The organism is Allobosea sp. GW822-FHT05A11 (assembly GCF_058800455.1).
In genome coordinates, this window is record NZ_JBXAMI010000004.1 from 546,837 (window position 1) to 561,543 (window position 14,707).

9 protein-coding genes are annotated in these 14,707 nt (G+C 67.1%); 4 read left to right on the forward strand and 5 right to left on the reverse strand.

Features of this window, described 5'->3' with window-relative positions; all coding sequences use genetic code 11:
• Positions 1-30: 30 nt before the first annotated feature.
• The 4 genes from accC to AC1RLU_RS16560 form a co-directional block, all read right to left on the reverse strand.
• On the reverse strand, positions 31-1,392 hold the full coding sequence (accC, locus tag AC1RLU_RS16545; protein ID WP_061968307.1) for an acetyl-CoA carboxylase biotin carboxylase subunit: 1,362 nt from the start codon (positions 1,390-1,392) through the stop codon (positions 31-33).
• 41 nt (positions 1,393-1,433) lie between these two features.
• Positions 1,434-1,898, reverse strand: coding sequence for an acetyl-CoA carboxylase biotin carboxyl carrier protein (gene accB / locus AC1RLU_RS16550; RefSeq protein WP_492796832.1), 465 nt, complete (start codon positions 1,896-1,898; stop codon positions 1,434-1,436).
• A 72-nt stretch (positions 1,899-1,970) separates the two neighbouring features.
• Positions 1,971-2,426 (reverse strand): type II 3-dehydroquinate dehydratase, encoded by a 456-nt coding sequence (gene aroQ, locus AC1RLU_RS16555; RefSeq protein ID WP_061967742.1) that lies wholly within the window; start codon positions 2,424-2,426, stop codon positions 1,971-1,973.
• A 120-nt stretch (positions 2,427-2,546) separates the two neighbouring features.
• A complete protein-coding gene (locus tag AC1RLU_RS16560; RefSeq protein WP_061967744.1) occupies positions 2,547-3,353 on the reverse strand; it encodes a DsbA family protein in 807 nt (268 codons plus the stop codon).
• A 186-nt stretch (positions 3,354-3,539) separates the two neighbouring features.
• Here AC1RLU_RS16560 and AC1RLU_RS16565 point away from each other — a divergent pair, with 186 nt between their 5' ends.
• Positions 3,540-4,730: a pyridoxal phosphate-dependent aminotransferase gene (locus AC1RLU_RS16565; RefSeq protein WP_492796834.1), complete on the forward strand. Its 1,191-nt coding sequence runs from the start codon at positions 3,540-3,542 to the stop codon at positions 4,728-4,730.
• Positions 4,731-4,818: 88 nt separating this feature from the next.
• Entirely contained in the window at positions 4,819-7,128 is a 2,310-nt protein-coding gene (locus AC1RLU_RS16570; protein WP_492796836.1) for a mechanosensitive ion channel family protein, read from the forward strand.
• Positions 7,129-7,212: 84 nt separating this feature from the next.
• On the opposite strand, the gene AC1RLU_RS16575 is transcribed toward AC1RLU_RS16570, so the two are convergent.
• Positions 7,213-9,966 (reverse strand): Rne/Rng family ribonuclease, encoded by a 2,754-nt coding sequence (locus tag AC1RLU_RS16575; RefSeq protein WP_492796837.1) that lies wholly within the window; start codon positions 9,964-9,966, stop codon positions 7,213-7,215.
• An 845-nt stretch (positions 9,967-10,811) separates the two neighbouring features.
• On the opposite strand from AC1RLU_RS16575, the gene AC1RLU_RS16580 reads away from it, so the two are divergent.
• Together AC1RLU_RS16580 and AC1RLU_RS16585 are read left to right on the forward strand one after the other, a co-directional pair.
• Positions 10,812-11,882 carry an N-acetylmuramoyl-L-alanine amidase gene (locus AC1RLU_RS16580; RefSeq protein ID WP_492796838.1) on the forward strand — a complete coding sequence of 357 codons (1,071 nt, stop codon included), beginning with the start codon at positions 10,812-10,814 and terminating at the stop codon, positions 11,880-11,882.
• Positions 11,883-12,097: 215 nt separating this feature from the next.
• Positions 12,098-14,548, forward strand: a complete 2,451-nt coding sequence (locus AC1RLU_RS16585; RefSeq protein WP_091859561.1) for a penicillin-binding protein 1A — start codon at positions 12,098-12,100, stop codon at positions 14,546-14,548.
• Positions 14,549-14,707: the final 159 nt, after the last annotated feature.

Genomic DNA, 14,707 nt, shown 5'->3' on the forward strand with positions numbered 1-14,707 from the left:
GGCTTTGTCGTTTCGGAACTGCATGAAGCCTCAGGCTTCCGGCTCGCCCATGCCGCCGGCGGCGAGGAATTTCTCGAGCCAGTGGATGTTGTAGTCGCCGTTCAGGATGTCCGGGTTGCGCACCAGCGTGCGGAACAGCGGCAGCGTCGTGTCGACGCCGTCGACGACGAACTCGTCGAGCGAGCGGCGCAGGCGCATCAGGCACTCGTCGCGGTTGCGGCCGTGGACGATTAGCTTGCCGACCAGCGAATCGTAATGCGGCGGGATCGTGTAGCCCTGATAGGCGGCGGAATCGACACGCACGCCAAGGCCGCCCGGCGTGTGGAACGAGGCGATCTTCCCGGGCGAGGGGCGGAAGGTCGCGTGATGCTCGGCATTGACCCGGCATTCGATGGCGTGGCCCTCGATGACGATGTCCGATTGCTTGAGCGAGAGCGGCGCGCCGGCGGCGATGCGGATCTGCTCGTTGACGAGGTCGATCCCGGTGATCATCTCGGTGACTGGATGCTCGACCTGGATGCGTGTGTTCATCTCGATGAAGTAGAACTCGCCGTCTTCGTAGAGGAACTCGATCGTGCCGGCGCCGCGATACTGCAATTCGCGCATCGCCTTGGCACAGACCTCGCCGATGCGGTCGCGCTCGCCCGCATTGAGGGCAGGTGAGGGGCCTTCCTCCCAGACCTTCTGGTGGCGCCGCTGCAGCGAGCAGTCGCGCTCGCCGAGATGGATCGCATGGCCGCGACCGTCGCCGAGCACCTGGATCTCGATATGGCGCGGCTTCTCGAGATATTTCTCGATATAGACGGCGTCGTCGCCGAAATTGGCCTTGGCTTCGCTGCGGGCGGTGGAGAGCAGCACGGACAGTTCATCCTCGCTGCGAACGACCTTCATGCCCTTGCCGCCGCCGCCTGAAGCGGCCTTGATGATCACCGGGAAGCCGATCTCCCGGATGATCTTCAGTGCCTCCTGGTCATCCGCGACGCCGCCTTCGGAGCCCGGCACGCAGGGAATGCCGAGGCGCTTGGCGGTACGCTTGGCCTCGATCTTGTCGCCCATGCTGCGGATATGCTCGGCCTTGGGGCCGATGAAGGCGATGTTGTGCTGCTCCAGAATCTCGGCGAAGCGGGCGTTCTCCGAGAGGAAGCCGTAGCCGGGATGGACCGCATCGGCGCCGGTGATCTCGCAGGCCGCGATCAGGGCGGGGATGTTGAGATAGCTCTCGCGGGCCGGCGGCGGGCCGATGCAGACGCTCTCGTCGGCGAGGCGCACATGCATGGCGTTGGCGTCGGCGGTGGAATGCACCGCGACGGTTGCGATACCGAGCTCCTTGGCGGCGCGCAGCACGCGCAGCGCGATCTCTCCACGGTTGGCGATCAGGATCTTGTCGAACATCTTGAAACCCAAATCGGACCCGACGGCGCGCGGCGCCACGCTCACTCGATCACCAGCAGCGGCTCACCGTATTCCACCGGCTGGCCGTCCTCGACCATGATGGCCGTGACCTTGCCGGCGCGGGGCGCGACGATGTCGTTGAAGGTCTTCATCGCCTCGACAAGCAGGATGCGCTCACCCTGCTTCACGACGCTGCCCACCTCGACGAAGGGCTTGGCATCGGGCGAGGGCCGGCGATAGGCGGTGCCGACCATCGGGGAGGGCACGGCGCCGGGATGGGCGGCGGTCGGCTTGGCCTCGGCCGAGGCGGACGCTGCGACCGGAGCCGGCATCGCCATCGCCGGAGCGGCGACGGCGGCCGGGACCTGGACGGTCGCGGTGATGTTGCGGGCAACGCGGACGCGCAGATCGCCCTTCTCGACCTCGATCTCGGTGAGATCAGTCTGGTTCAGAAGCTCGGCGAGCTCGCGGACAAGTTCGGGGTCGATCGGGCTCTTGGTCGCCATGGCGGGTATCACCGTCTTCTTCGGATATTCGGATGGGAGCGGCGGCCTTAGCCGCCTCCCGTTCAATGGGCTTCAGGCGGCTTTCGCCGCCCGCTTTTCCAGCAGCGGCACGATCGCGTCGAAAGCCAGGTCATAGCTCGCGACGCCGAAGCCGCAGATCACCCCGACGCAAACCGGCGCCATGTAGGAATGGTGCCGGAATTCCTCGCGCGCATGTACGTTCGAAATATGGACCTCGATCGCCAGTGCATCGACGCCCTTGATCGCGTCGCGCAGGGCGACCGACGTATGGGTATAGGCGCCCGCGTTGATGACGACGCCGGCGCCGGCCAGCCCCGCTTGCTGGATGAAGGTGACGAGCTCGCCCTCGAAATTGGTCTGGCGGAAGGTCAGCTCCACGCCGGCCGCCTCGGCCCTGCGGCGCAAACGTTCCTCGACGCCGGCCAGCGTGACCGCGCCATAGGTTCCGGGCTCGCGGGTTCCGAGCAGGTTGAGGTTGGGTCCGTTCAGGACGTGGACGGCGACCATCGGGGGCGTTGATTCCGGCACCGCGCGCGGGCGGCAGGAGCCGCCCTCATAAACGTTGAAAGCCGGCAGGGGAAGCCTGAAGCACCCTGCCGGCCCACTGGATCATATTGAAATGGCTGATCAGCCGGCGCAGTCGGTCTTGCCGCAGCGGCGCACGGAATCGATCTTCGCCTTGAGGGCGGCCTGGCCGACCGCGCCGAAGACGATCTCGTCGCCGATGATGAAGGCGGGCGTGCCGGTGAGGCCGAGACGGTCACCGAGCGCGACGGTGTCGGCGATCGCGGCCTTGGTGGCGGGAGCCTCGATGTCCTTCTTCAACTGGGCGAGATCGGCACCGGCCTCCTTGGCGATCTCGAGTGCCTTGGCGGCGTTGACCTTGCCCTTCACGGCCATCAGCTTGTTGTGGAACTCGAAATATTTCGGGCCCTGGAGCTGGTTCTTCGCGGCGACGGCGACGCGGCTGGCCTCGACCGAATCAGGGCCGAGGATCGGGAAGTCCTTGAGCACGACGCGCAGCTTCGGATCGGCCTTGGAGAGCGCGGTAACGTCCTCCATCGCCCTTTTGCAGAAGCCGCAATTGTAATCCATGAACTCGACCAGGGTGATGTCGCCCTCGGGATTGCCGATGATGACCGAGGTCGCGGGATCGGTGATGCGGGCCTTCTCGGCGGCGACCGCATTGCGCTGGGCATCGGCCTGGGCGACCGTGTTGCGCCGCTCCAGCTCGATCAGGGCGTCCTGGATGATCTCGGGGTTCTTCAGGATCGTCTCGCGGATCAGGTCGGTCACCGCCTTGCGCTGCTCGGGCGAGAGCGGCTGGCCCTGCGCCATGGCCGGCGCGGCAGAGGCCGCGAGCCAGAGGCTCAGCGCGACGGCGGCAGGCCGCAGGCAGGCGCGTGCCAAGCTGGTCAGGGTCGGGAAAGCCATCTCGTCATCCTTTCAGAGCCGCCGGCCTGGATTACGCCGGCGGAAGCAATGCGTCTGGGCGCGAGCTTGTGGGTCCTCGCGGGGTGAAGGTCAAATCACAGCTCTGCCAGCGGTCGCGGCCGATGGTTGCAGGCCGCCTTCGGCTCGGCTACGCGATCACGCCTCCTCGCGAACCCGGACAAGCCGATGTCGAAGCCCCTGATCGTGCCCGCCGCCTTGCCCGCCCTGGCCGAACGCGCCGAGCGCGTCGCGCCCTTCATCGTCATGGATGTGATGAACCAGGCGGCAGCGATCGAGCGCCGCGGTGGCTCGGTCGTGCATATGGAGGTCGGACAGCCCTCGGCGCCGACGCCGGCCACGATCCGCGCGGCCGCCAGCCGGGCGCTGGAACACGGCCGGATCGGATATACGCAGGCGCTCGGCACGGATTCGCTGAGGGATCGCATCGCGCGCCACTATCAGGATGCTTATGGCGTCGCGGTGGCGGCCGAGCGCGTCGTCGTGACGACGGGTTCGTCCGGCGGTTTCATCCTCGCCTTCCTCGCCTGCTTTCAGCCGGGCGCGCGGATCGCGATCACGGCGCCGGGCTATCCGGCCTATCGCAACATCCTGATCGCGCTCGGGCTGGAGCCGGTGGCGATCGAGGTCGGCCCCGAGACGCGCTTCGCCCTGACGCCGGACCTGATCGAGCGCGCCCATCGCGAAAAGCCGCTTGCCGGGGTGCTGACGATGAGCCCGGCCAACCCGACCGGCGTGGTGATGACGCCTGAAGCCATTGCCGATGTCGCGGCCTGCTGCCGCAAGCTTGGGCTCTGGTACATCTCGGACGAGATCTATCACGGGTTGACCTACGAGACGCCGGCGACGACGGCGCTCGCCGCCGACCCCGACGCGATCGTCGTCAACTCGTTCTCCAAGTATTATTGCATGACCGGCTGGCGCGTCGGCTGGCTCGTGGTGCCGCAGCGTCTCGTGCGCACGATCGAACGGCTGCAGCAGAATTTCTCGATCTCGGTGCCGTATCTCAGCCAGGTGGCGGGCGAGGCGGCTTTCGACGCGACCGCGGAATGCGAGGCGATCAAGGCCGGCTATGCCGCCAACCGCAGCTTCCTGCTGAAGGCATTGCCGGAGATCGGTCTCGGCGATTTCCTGCCGGTGGATGGGGCCTTCTACATCTATCTCGACATCGGCCGGCACTCGAACGATTCCATGGCCTTCTGCCGCAGCGTCCTCGAAGAGGCCGGCGTCGCAATCACGCCCGGGCTCGATTTCGACGAGGCCCGCGGGGCGCGCACGATTAGGCTCTCCTTCGCCGGTTCGCTCAGTGAATGCGAGGAGGCGGTGACGCGCATCGGCGCCTGGATGAAAAAGCGCTGAGCGACGGCGCGCGCGGCCTCGGAAACCGCTTGCCAGATTTCAGGGAAGCCTCACATTCTGCCGCCGTGGGATAGCGTGGAGGCTTGTCATGAACGTCGCTGCACCGGGCGCATCCGTCCCGCGGCGAAGCGTTATCCGATGGGCCGTTCTTCTCGGCTGGCTGGCGCTTGCTTTCGCATTCCTGTCACCGATCACTCCCGCTTCGGCTCAGGGCCAATCCTCGGTCGTTCTCAACCTGCGCGGCGACGAGACACCCGAGACGATCCGCAAGATGGTCGATGCCCTGTCCGTTCCGGGGCGGCAGGTCGAGATCAGGGTCGGCGGCGCCGCTACGGCCACGCCCGTTACGACAGCGCCAGCGGAGCCCGCCGGCAAGGCAAAGCCCGCCGCTCAGCCCGCGCCCGCTCCGTCGATGGCGGACGAGGAGGGCTTCCAGGCCGAGGTCAGTGCCCTCGTCGACCGCTTTATCGACGGCGTCGAATATGGCGGCGCCTCCATTCCCGCGATCGGCGAATTGCCGGACAGCTGGGGACGTGTCTGGCTGCGCAATCTCAATGGCCGCGAAGGAGCAACCGCCGGCTGGCGCTTTTTCGGAATCATCTGCCTGGCGCTCGCGGCCGCTTTCACCTTCCGGATCGCGAGCGCCCGCTGGTACGCGCGCAAGATGCAGCCTGCGGGGCCGGAGTTCACGCCCCGCCTCATCGCCTCGTCCTGGGGCCTGCTCCAGGATGTCGCGACCATTCTGATCGCTCTGGCTGTGGCGCGGGTCGCCCGCAATGCCTGGCTCCCGGAGAGCGATCTCGCCAATATCGCCCTCACAACCGGCGCGAACGGTGCGGCGATCGGCGCGCTCTATATGGCCGTCGGCCGCTTCCTGCTCGCACCTGGCGCGCCGGAACGGCGGATCATGCCGCTGCCGCGCGCCGAGGTGCATTTCCGGCGGCTCGTCGTCTACGCGATCCTGACGCCGCTGATCGTGACTGGCATCCTGCTCTCCCATCACGTCAGCGCGGGGCCGCGGCCCGTGACGGGGCTGATTGCGCTGACAGGCCTTCTCATCACGCTGTTCAAGATCTGGTGGTTCCATGACGGGCGGCACGATCTGGCCGCGCTGGTCTTGTCGGGTTCCTCCGAACCGGGCCCGATCCGGCGGCTGATTGCGAGCGGTACGGCCTGGTTCTACATCGCCACGACGGCCTTGTTGTGGATGGTCAGCAGCGCCGCCGCGATGATGTCGAATGGCGGGCGCTGGGCCGAGGCCTCGGCGATGACGCAGGTGGCGATCGTCCTGATCCCGATCCTTGCCGTCGGCGTTGCCAGCCTGCTGCGCTGCCATGCGATGCGGCGCGAGGCGGAGCAAGGTGTCACCCCGATGACGCGCGCAAGTGGCGCGGCCCTGCGTGCGGCGGCTGTCGGCGTGCTATGGGCCGCCGGCTTCTTCGTGCTGTCGCGCCTCTGGGCCGGCTTGCTGCTCGGCGTCAGTTCGGCACAGTTCGCCGCCGTGATGCGCCAGACGGCCGGTGTCGCGATCTTCGCCTTCGTCGGCTGGGTCGCGCTGGTCTTCCTGCATGCATTCTTCGACGCCTATACGCCGCGGCGACACGTCGTCGGACCCGGCGACGAGGACGTTCCGCATGAGGAGAGCGTGCCGAGCCGGCTGGCGACGGTGCTGCCGGTCTTGCGCGGCGTCGTTCTGGGCGCGGTGCTCGGCCTCACCATCCTCATCGTGCTGTCGCGGCTGGGCGTCGATATCGGCCCGCTGCTCGCCGGCTTTGGCATCCTCGGTCTCGCCCTCTCCTTCGGCTCCCAGGCGCTGGTGCGCGACATCGTCTCGGGCGTGTTCTTCATGCTCGAGGATGCGTTCCGGGTCGGAGAATATGTCGATACCGGCCGGCTCAAGGGCACCGTCGAGAAGATTTCGCTGCGCTCGATGCAGTTGCGCCACCAGAGCGGTCAGATCCACACCGTGCCCTTCGGCCAGGTCCAGTCACTGACCAATGCCAGCCGCGACTGGGCGACCATCAAGTTCAATGTCCGCCTCGACCATTCCGCCGATATCGAGCAGGCGCGCAAAGCGATCAAGAAGACCGGCATCGCGCTGATGGAGGACCCCGAGTACGGGCCGCATTTCATCGCCCCGCTGAAGATGCAGGGCGTCGCCGACATCACCGACAGCGCTATCGTCATCCGCCTGAAATTCACCGGAAAGCCGAACCAGTCCTCGATGCTGCAGCGCGAGGCGCTGAAGCGGGTCTACCGCGCCCTGAACGATGCTCGCGTGCCTTTCGCCTCGAATGCGGTGACCGTGCGCGGCGGCGAGGGCGGCGCCCAGAGCCACGCGGCTGCGGCGATCTCGACCGTGCCGCCGCCGACCCCGCTGGTGCCGGCCGTGGGCTGAGCGGATTTGCCGAACCCGTGAAACGGAAAAGCCCGCTGCGCAATGCAGCGGGCTTCTTTCACGCGTTGGAATTCGGCGGCGCGATCAGGAGCGGCCGGCGAGCCTGTTCCACCAGCCGCCACGCTTCGGCCGGTCCGGGTCCGGCTCGGTCAGCACGACCGCGACGGGCTCCTCGGCAGGTGCACGAACGGGGGCGGGTTCCGGCGCCGGAGCGGGCTCGGCCGGGGCCGCCGCGGTCTCGGGAGCAGCAACCGGCACCTCGGCCTTGGTCTCGACAGGAGCCGGAGCAGCTTCCGCAGCGGCTTCGCCCCCCTCGGTGATCGGCACGACCTTCTTGCGCGAGCGGCTGCGCTTGGGCTTCTCGGCCTCGATCGGAGCAACCTCGGCCGCGACCGTCTCGGTCTTGGCTTCGGTCTCCTTGGCGGCCTCGGCCTTCGGCTTGCGGGCGCGGCTGCGCTTCGGCTTGGCGGGCTCGGCCGCAGGCTCCTCGACGACCGGTTCCGGGGCGACTTCGACCGCGGCTTCGGCAGCCGGGTCGGCCGTGGCCGGGATGGCGGCGTCGTCGCCGTCTTCCTCGCTCTCGTCGCCTTCGTCGTCACCCTGCGCGCCGTCGAGCTGCTGGCCCTGCTCGTCACGCTCGCCGCCACGCCGGCGGCGGCGCCGGCGACGGCGGCGGCGTCCATTCTCGCCCTCGCCACGCTCGGACTGGTCCTGAGCCTCGGCGGCGGCGGTCTCGGTGCCGCCGGTCTCGGCGTCGAGAGCGGCCGCTTCCGCGGCGGCATCCAGCGCCTCGTCGTCGACATCCGACGCGATCGCCTCGGCCTTGAAGCTGGTCGGGACGACGCGCCCCTCATTGCCGACGAATTCGCCGCGCTCGACCTCGAAATAGCGCGTGCCCAGCAGGTTCGCGTCGGTCGAGATCGTGATCGCGATGGCGAAGCGGGTCTCGAGATCGGCGAGATGGGCGCGCTTCTGGTTCAGCACATAGAGCGCCACCTCCGGACGGGTCCGGACGGTGAGATTGTGCGCGGCGCTCTTGATCAGCGTCTCCTCCAGCGCGCGCAGGATCTGCAGCGCGACGGAAGAGGTCGAGCGGATCATGCCGGCGCCGGCGCAGTGCGGGCAGGGCACCGAGGACGATTCGAGCACGCCGGTGCGGATGCGCTGGCGCGACATCTCGAGCAGTCCGAAGGCCGAGATGCGGCCGACCTGGATGCGGGCGCGGTCGTCCTTCAGGCACTCCTTCAGCTTCTTCTCGACGGCGCGGTTGTTGCGGTTCTCCTCCATGTCGATGAAATCGATCACGATGAGGCCGGCGAGGTCGCGCAGGCGCAGCTGGCGGGAGATTTCCTCCGCCGCCTCGAGATTGGTCTTGAGGGCGGTGTCCTCGATATTGTGCTCGCGGGTCGAGCGGCCGGAGTTGATGTCGATCGCGACCAGCGCTTCGGTCTGGTTGATGACGATATAGCCGCCGGATTTCAGCGTGACCGTGTTCGAGAACATCGCGTCGAGCTGGCTCTCGACGCCGAAGGAGGCGAAGAGCGGGGTCTGCTCGCGATAGGCCTTCACGCTCTTGGCCTGGCTCGGCATGAGCATGCGCATGAAGTCCTTGGCCTCGCGATAGGCCTCCTCGCCGGCGACGTGAACCTCGTCGATATCCTTGTTGTAGAGGTCGCGGATCGAGCGCTTGACGAGGTTGCCCTCCTCATAGACCAGCGCCGGAGCGACCGAGGCCAGCGTCAGCTCGCGCACGCTCTCCCACATCCGCATCAGGTATTCGTAGTCGCGCCGGATCTCGACCTTGGTGCGCGAGGCGCCGGCCGTGCGCAGGATCAGGCCCATCCCCTCGGGAACCTCGAGCTCGGTCGCGATCTCCTTGAGGCGCTTGCGGTCCTCGGCATTGGTGATCTTGCGCGAGATGCCGCCGCCCTTGCCGGTGTTGGGCATCAACACCGAATAGCGGCCGGCCAGCGAGAGATAGGTGGTGAGCGCCGCGCCCTTGTTGCCGCGCTCTTCCTTGACGACCTGGACCAGAATGATCTGGCGGCGCTTGATCACCTCCTGGATCTTGTACTGGCGGCGGTGGCTGCGCTGGCGTCGCTCCGGCATGTCGTCGAGGGCGTCGCCGCCGCCGAGCTGCTCGGGAGCCTCTTCGGTCTCCTCGTTGCCGTTCTCGTCGTCGCCGTCGTCCTCGGAGGGCTTGCGGGCTTCGGTGTCCGAGCCCTCCGGCTCTTCGACCGAAACCTCGGTCGCTTCGACGGAGACGGTCTCGTAGGTCAGGGGCGCAGCGTTCGCAGCGGCGTCCTCGGTGGTCGATTCGGCTACGTCAGGAGCAAAGAATTCGCCGAAGGCGGGCGCGCCCTCGTTGACCATGGCGGCTTCCTTGCCGTCGGTCTCGACCTGAACGTCCTCGTCGGTCGCTTCGACTTCCGCCGAAACGGTCTCGTCGGCGGCGGCCTTCTTGGCGCGGTTGTCGCGATCGCCGCGGCGGCCACGGTCGCGGCGACCGCGCTTCTCGCGCTTCTCCTCGTCGCGCTCCTCGTCACGCTCGGCACGGGCCTCGTCGTCGAGCAGCGCCTGCCGGTCGGCGACCGGGATCTGGTAGTAGTCGGGATGGATCTCGGAGAAGGCGAGGAAGCCGTGGCGGTTGCCGCCATACTCGACGAAGGCGGCCTGGAGCGAAGGCTCCACGCGCGTCACCTTGGCGAGATAGATGTTGCCGCGGAGCGGCTTTCGGCTGGCGGATTCGAAATCAAACTCTTCGACGCGGGATCCGCGGACCACCACGACCCGGGTCTCCTCCGGGTGGGTGGCATCGATAAGCATCTTGTTGGCCATAAGACAGTTCCATTGGCGCGGCCGCCGACCGGGGCCGCGCGGCTACGGATGCTAGTCCGCCGCCGCGGGCAGGGGCGCCGCGAAAAGACCGGGATGAGCCGGCGTGTTGCAGGAGGGAGGAAGCGGTCGAGACAGGAAGGCGGCTCGGAACAGCCACCCGGGCACAAAGCCCGGCGCGGTTCCGCAGGTTCGGACGGTTCACCGATGGTGCTAGCGGCGTCTTATGCCCCGTCATCTGTCCTGACCTGCGATGCTCCGGCCGGGCGGCCAGGCGCATCGCGTTTGCACGCTCGCAAGACAGGGCAGGGCGCAGAAAACACGCAATCCCGATGCCAACCGTCTGCGGACGATCCGTTGCGGTCGTCTTGTTGCCGCCACTCCGGTCCGGAGCGGTAGCCCAGCCTGCTTCGGACGCCGACGGATCGCACGATCCGGATGTGTCCCTCGGGCAGGCTGACAAGCAACCTGTTCCATTACAGACAGGTGATAGTGATTTGCAAGTCACATGACGCGTGCATCTCACGCCGCCCTCGGCAGGGCGGTTCACGGTCTCGGGAAGAGATGGTAACGGGCTGTTAGGATTTCAGCCCCGTTATGGTTAAACCCTCGTAACAATAAGCGGGATCTTTCACCTGTTCTCGTGCATCCGCCGCGCCGATTCGAGCCGTTGCGATGCGCCGTGGCGATCCCGGGCGCTGCGGTGCGCGCTCGCCGTCGCATGCCTGCTGGCGACCGGCTTTTCGCCGGCCTGGGCGGAGACGAAGGCCGAGCCGCGGCCGCAGAGCGAGTATCCGGTCGCGACCGACGCCCGTATCGAGCAGAACGGCGAGACCGTAAGCCTTTCGATGATGCTGTCCTCGGCCGTCGCGGTCGATGCCTGGGTGCAGGTCTCTCCGGACCGCGCCATCGTCGAACTGCCCTCGACCAATTTCCAGATCCGGCCTTCGGTAAAGCGCAGCGCCGGCTTCGTCAGCGGCTATCGCTACGGCCTGTTCACCGCCGACAAGGCCCGAATCATCATCGACCTGTCGCATCCCGCCGTCATCGCGAAGGCCGAGGTGAAGACGGTGCGGGGCGGCTTCGGCGAACTGACGATCGAATTGAAGAAGGTCGCGCGGGCGGAGTTCCTGGCCGAGGCCGACAAGGTGCGCAGGCCGGGACCGGTTGCTCCTGCTACGGCGCCCGCAAAGGCTGCCGGCGAGACGCGCCGCACCATCGTGATCGATCCCGGCCATGGCGGTATCGATCCGGGTGCGACGGTCGCTGCCATCGCCGAGAAGGTGGTGGTTCTCGCCTTCGGCAAGGCACTCAAGGAGCAGCTCGAGGCCAGCGGCCGCTATCGCGTCGTCATGACCCGCGACGACGACCGTTTCGTCTCGCTCGGCGATCGCGTGCAGATCGGGCGCGGCGAGCAGGCCGACCTGTTCGTCTCGATCCATGCCGATTCGCTGACCCAGGCCCAGGAGGTCCGCGGCGCCACCGTCTATACCCGCTCGGAGCGTGCGACGGACGCCGAGGCCGCCCGGCTTGCGGCCAAGGAAAACGAGGCGGATGCCGCCGCAGGACTGGAAACCAGCGAGGAACTGCAGGATGTCGCCGGCATCCTGCAGGATCTCGCCCGGCGCGAGACGCGGACCTTCACCGGTGTCTTCGCGCGCAATCTTGTCGAGAAGCTCGGCGGTTCGATCAAGATGCACAAGGTCCCGCTGCGCTCGGCACGGTTCTGGGTGCTGAGCGCGCCGGATGTGCCGTCGGTGCTGATCGAGCTCGGCTACATGTCGAGCCCGAAGGATGCCGAACTGCTCAATTCGCCGGAATGGCGAGGCAAGGCGGTGACCGCCGTTTCTTCCGCGATCGAGGATTATTTCGCCCGCGAGCGGGCTTCCGTCGGCAAGGCGGCCGAGAACCGGAACTAGTCGCTCCGGTTGCGCCCGGCCGGGATCGGCGGCAGGGATGGGGAAGCGGCCGAATCGTCGGCGGCGTGCCTGCGTAGCGTTCCGAGGACTGCCGGATGGTGCGGAATGTGGTCGCGAAGCCACGGTTCCGCCATCTCCGTCATGTTATAGCTTTGATTTGCGAAGCGCCCCGATCCGGCGCCCGCCGGTGAGAATTACGGGGTCCAGGGCCTGAGATGCGGTTCATTCTGCGAATCTTCGGATGGTTGTTCGCCGCCGGTGCGATCGCTTTCGTGATCGGCGCCGCCATCGCCGGCGGATTGATCTGGCATTACTCGCAAGATCTGCCGGACTATGCCCAGCTCAGGAACTACGAGCCGCCGGTGATGACGCGCGTCCATGCGGGCGACGGCAGCCTGATCGCCGAATATGCGCGCGAACGCCGCCTTTATCTGCCGATCCAGGCCGTGCCGAAGCTGCTCATCGACGCCTATCTCTCGGCCGAGGACAAGAATTTCTACAAGCATATCGGCGTCGATCCGGAAGGTCTGGTTCGTGCCGCGATCTCGAACTTCCGCAACCGAGGCGCGAATCGTCGGCCGCAGGGTGCCTCGACGATCACCCAGCAGGTTGCGAAGAACTTCTTCCTCAGCCCCGAGCAGTCGATCGAACGCAAGATCCGCGAGGCGCTCGTCGCGCTGAAGCTCGAATCGACCTATTCGAAGGACAAGATCCTCGAACTCTACCTGAACGAGATCTATCTCGGCGCCCCGGCGCCGGGGCAGGGCAGCTATGGCATCGCCGCCGCGGCACTGAACTATTTCGGCAAGTCGGTGCATGAGCTGAACCTGCAGGAAGCTGCTTACCTTGCAGCGCTGCCGAAGGCGCCCTCCGACCTCCATCCCTTCCGCAACCGCGACCGCGCGATCGAGCGCCGCAACTACGTCATCGATCGCATGGTCGAGAACGGTTATGCCAAGCGCGAGGCGGGTGAAGAGGCGAAGAAGCAGCCGCTCGGCGTCAACCCGCGCACGGTTTCGCCCAACAACATCGCTGCCGGCTACTTCGCCGAGGAGATCCGGCGCGAATTGCAGGACCGCTACGGCGAGAAGAAGCTGCTCGAAGGCGGCCTCTCGGTCCGCGCCACCGTCGACCCGAAGACCCAGTTGATGGCCCGCAAGGCGCTGGTCGATGGGCTGGTGCGCTTCGACGAGGCACGCGGCTGGCGCGGCGCCATCCAGAAGATCGACCTTGGCGGCCAAGACTGGGGTGCCGTGGTCGGCGAACTGCCGGTGCTCGGCGACGTGGCGCCATGGCGGCTCGCGGTGGTGCTCGACGTCAACGGCGACAGCGCCAAGCTCGGCCTGCATCCGCTGCGCGATACTGCCGGCCATCTCAACAAGGAGCGCCAGATCCTGACGCTCGCCGCCGACGGCATCAAATGGACCCGCCGCGGCCGCATCTCGCAGGTCGTTTCCGTCGGCGACGTCGTCTATGTCGAGCCGATGGAGAGCCGGCCGGGTTATGCGCGGCTGCGGCAATTGCCCGAGGTCAACGGCGCCATCGTCGCGATGGACCCGTTCTCGGGCCGCGTGCTCGCGATGGTCGGCGGCTTCAGCCACGATCAGTCGGAGTTCAACCGCGCGACGCAGGCGCTGCGCCAGCCCGGCTCCTCGTTCAAGCCCTTCGTCTACGCGACCGCTCTCGACAACGGCTACACCCCGTCCAGCATCATCCTGGACGCGCCGATCGAGATCGATCAGGGGGCGGGGCTCGGCATGTGGCGCCCGGAGAACTACGACGGCAAATCGACCGGGCCGCGCACGCTGCGCTACGGCATCCAGTTCTCGAAGAACCTGATGACGGTGCGGCTCGCCAAGGATGTCGGCATGCCGCTGATCGCCGAATATGCACGCCGCTTCGGTGTCTATGACGATCTCCAGCCGGTTCTGTCGATGTCGCTGGGCGCCGGCGAGACGACCGTGATGCGGATGACCGCGGGCTATTCGATGCTGGTCAATGGCGGCAAGCGAATCCGGCCGACCCTGATCGACCGCATCCAGGACCGCTCGGGATCGACGATCTTCCGGCACGACCAGCGGGTCTGCGAGGGCTGCAACGCCGAGAAATGGGCCAACCAGCCGGAGCCGCGCCTGGTAGACAACCGCGAGCAGGTCCTCGACCCGCTGACCGCCTACCAGATGGTCTCGATCCTCGAGGGCGTGGTCAACGCCGGCACGGCGACGGTGGTCAAGTCGGTCGGCAAGCCGCTCGCCGGCAAGACCGGCACGACCAACGATGCCAAGGACGTCTGGTTCGTCGGCTTCTCGCCCGACCTCGCTGTCGGCGTCTATATGGGCTTCGACAAGCCGAAGTCGCTCGGCACCTCGGCGACGGCCGGCCAGTATGCCGCGCCGATCTTCCGCGACTTCATGAGCGCGGCGCTGAAGGACAAGCCGGCGACGCCGTTCCGCGTGCCGGCCGGCATCAAGCTGATCCGCGTCGACCCCCGCACCGGCATGCGCGCCGGCGGCGAGGGCGGCATTCTCGAAGCCTTCAAGCCGGGCACGGCGCCGCCGGACAGCTATTCGGTGATCGGTGCCGCCGGCGATGGCAGCGCGCCGCTCAATGTCGGGCCGGGAGGCGGCGGCCGCGCCGTCGGTTCCGGCACCGGCGGGCTCTACTGAGCTGACAGCAGGTTTTTTGACGCCCGGAGACGACTCCGGGCGTTTTTCCTTTCGGGCCGACGATCATAGTCGCCTCGATCCGGCGAGCTGATGATTGCTGGGGCGTTTACAGCGCCGGCTTTCGCCCCTATCTCAGCGCTCAAGTTCAGCCCACAAGGA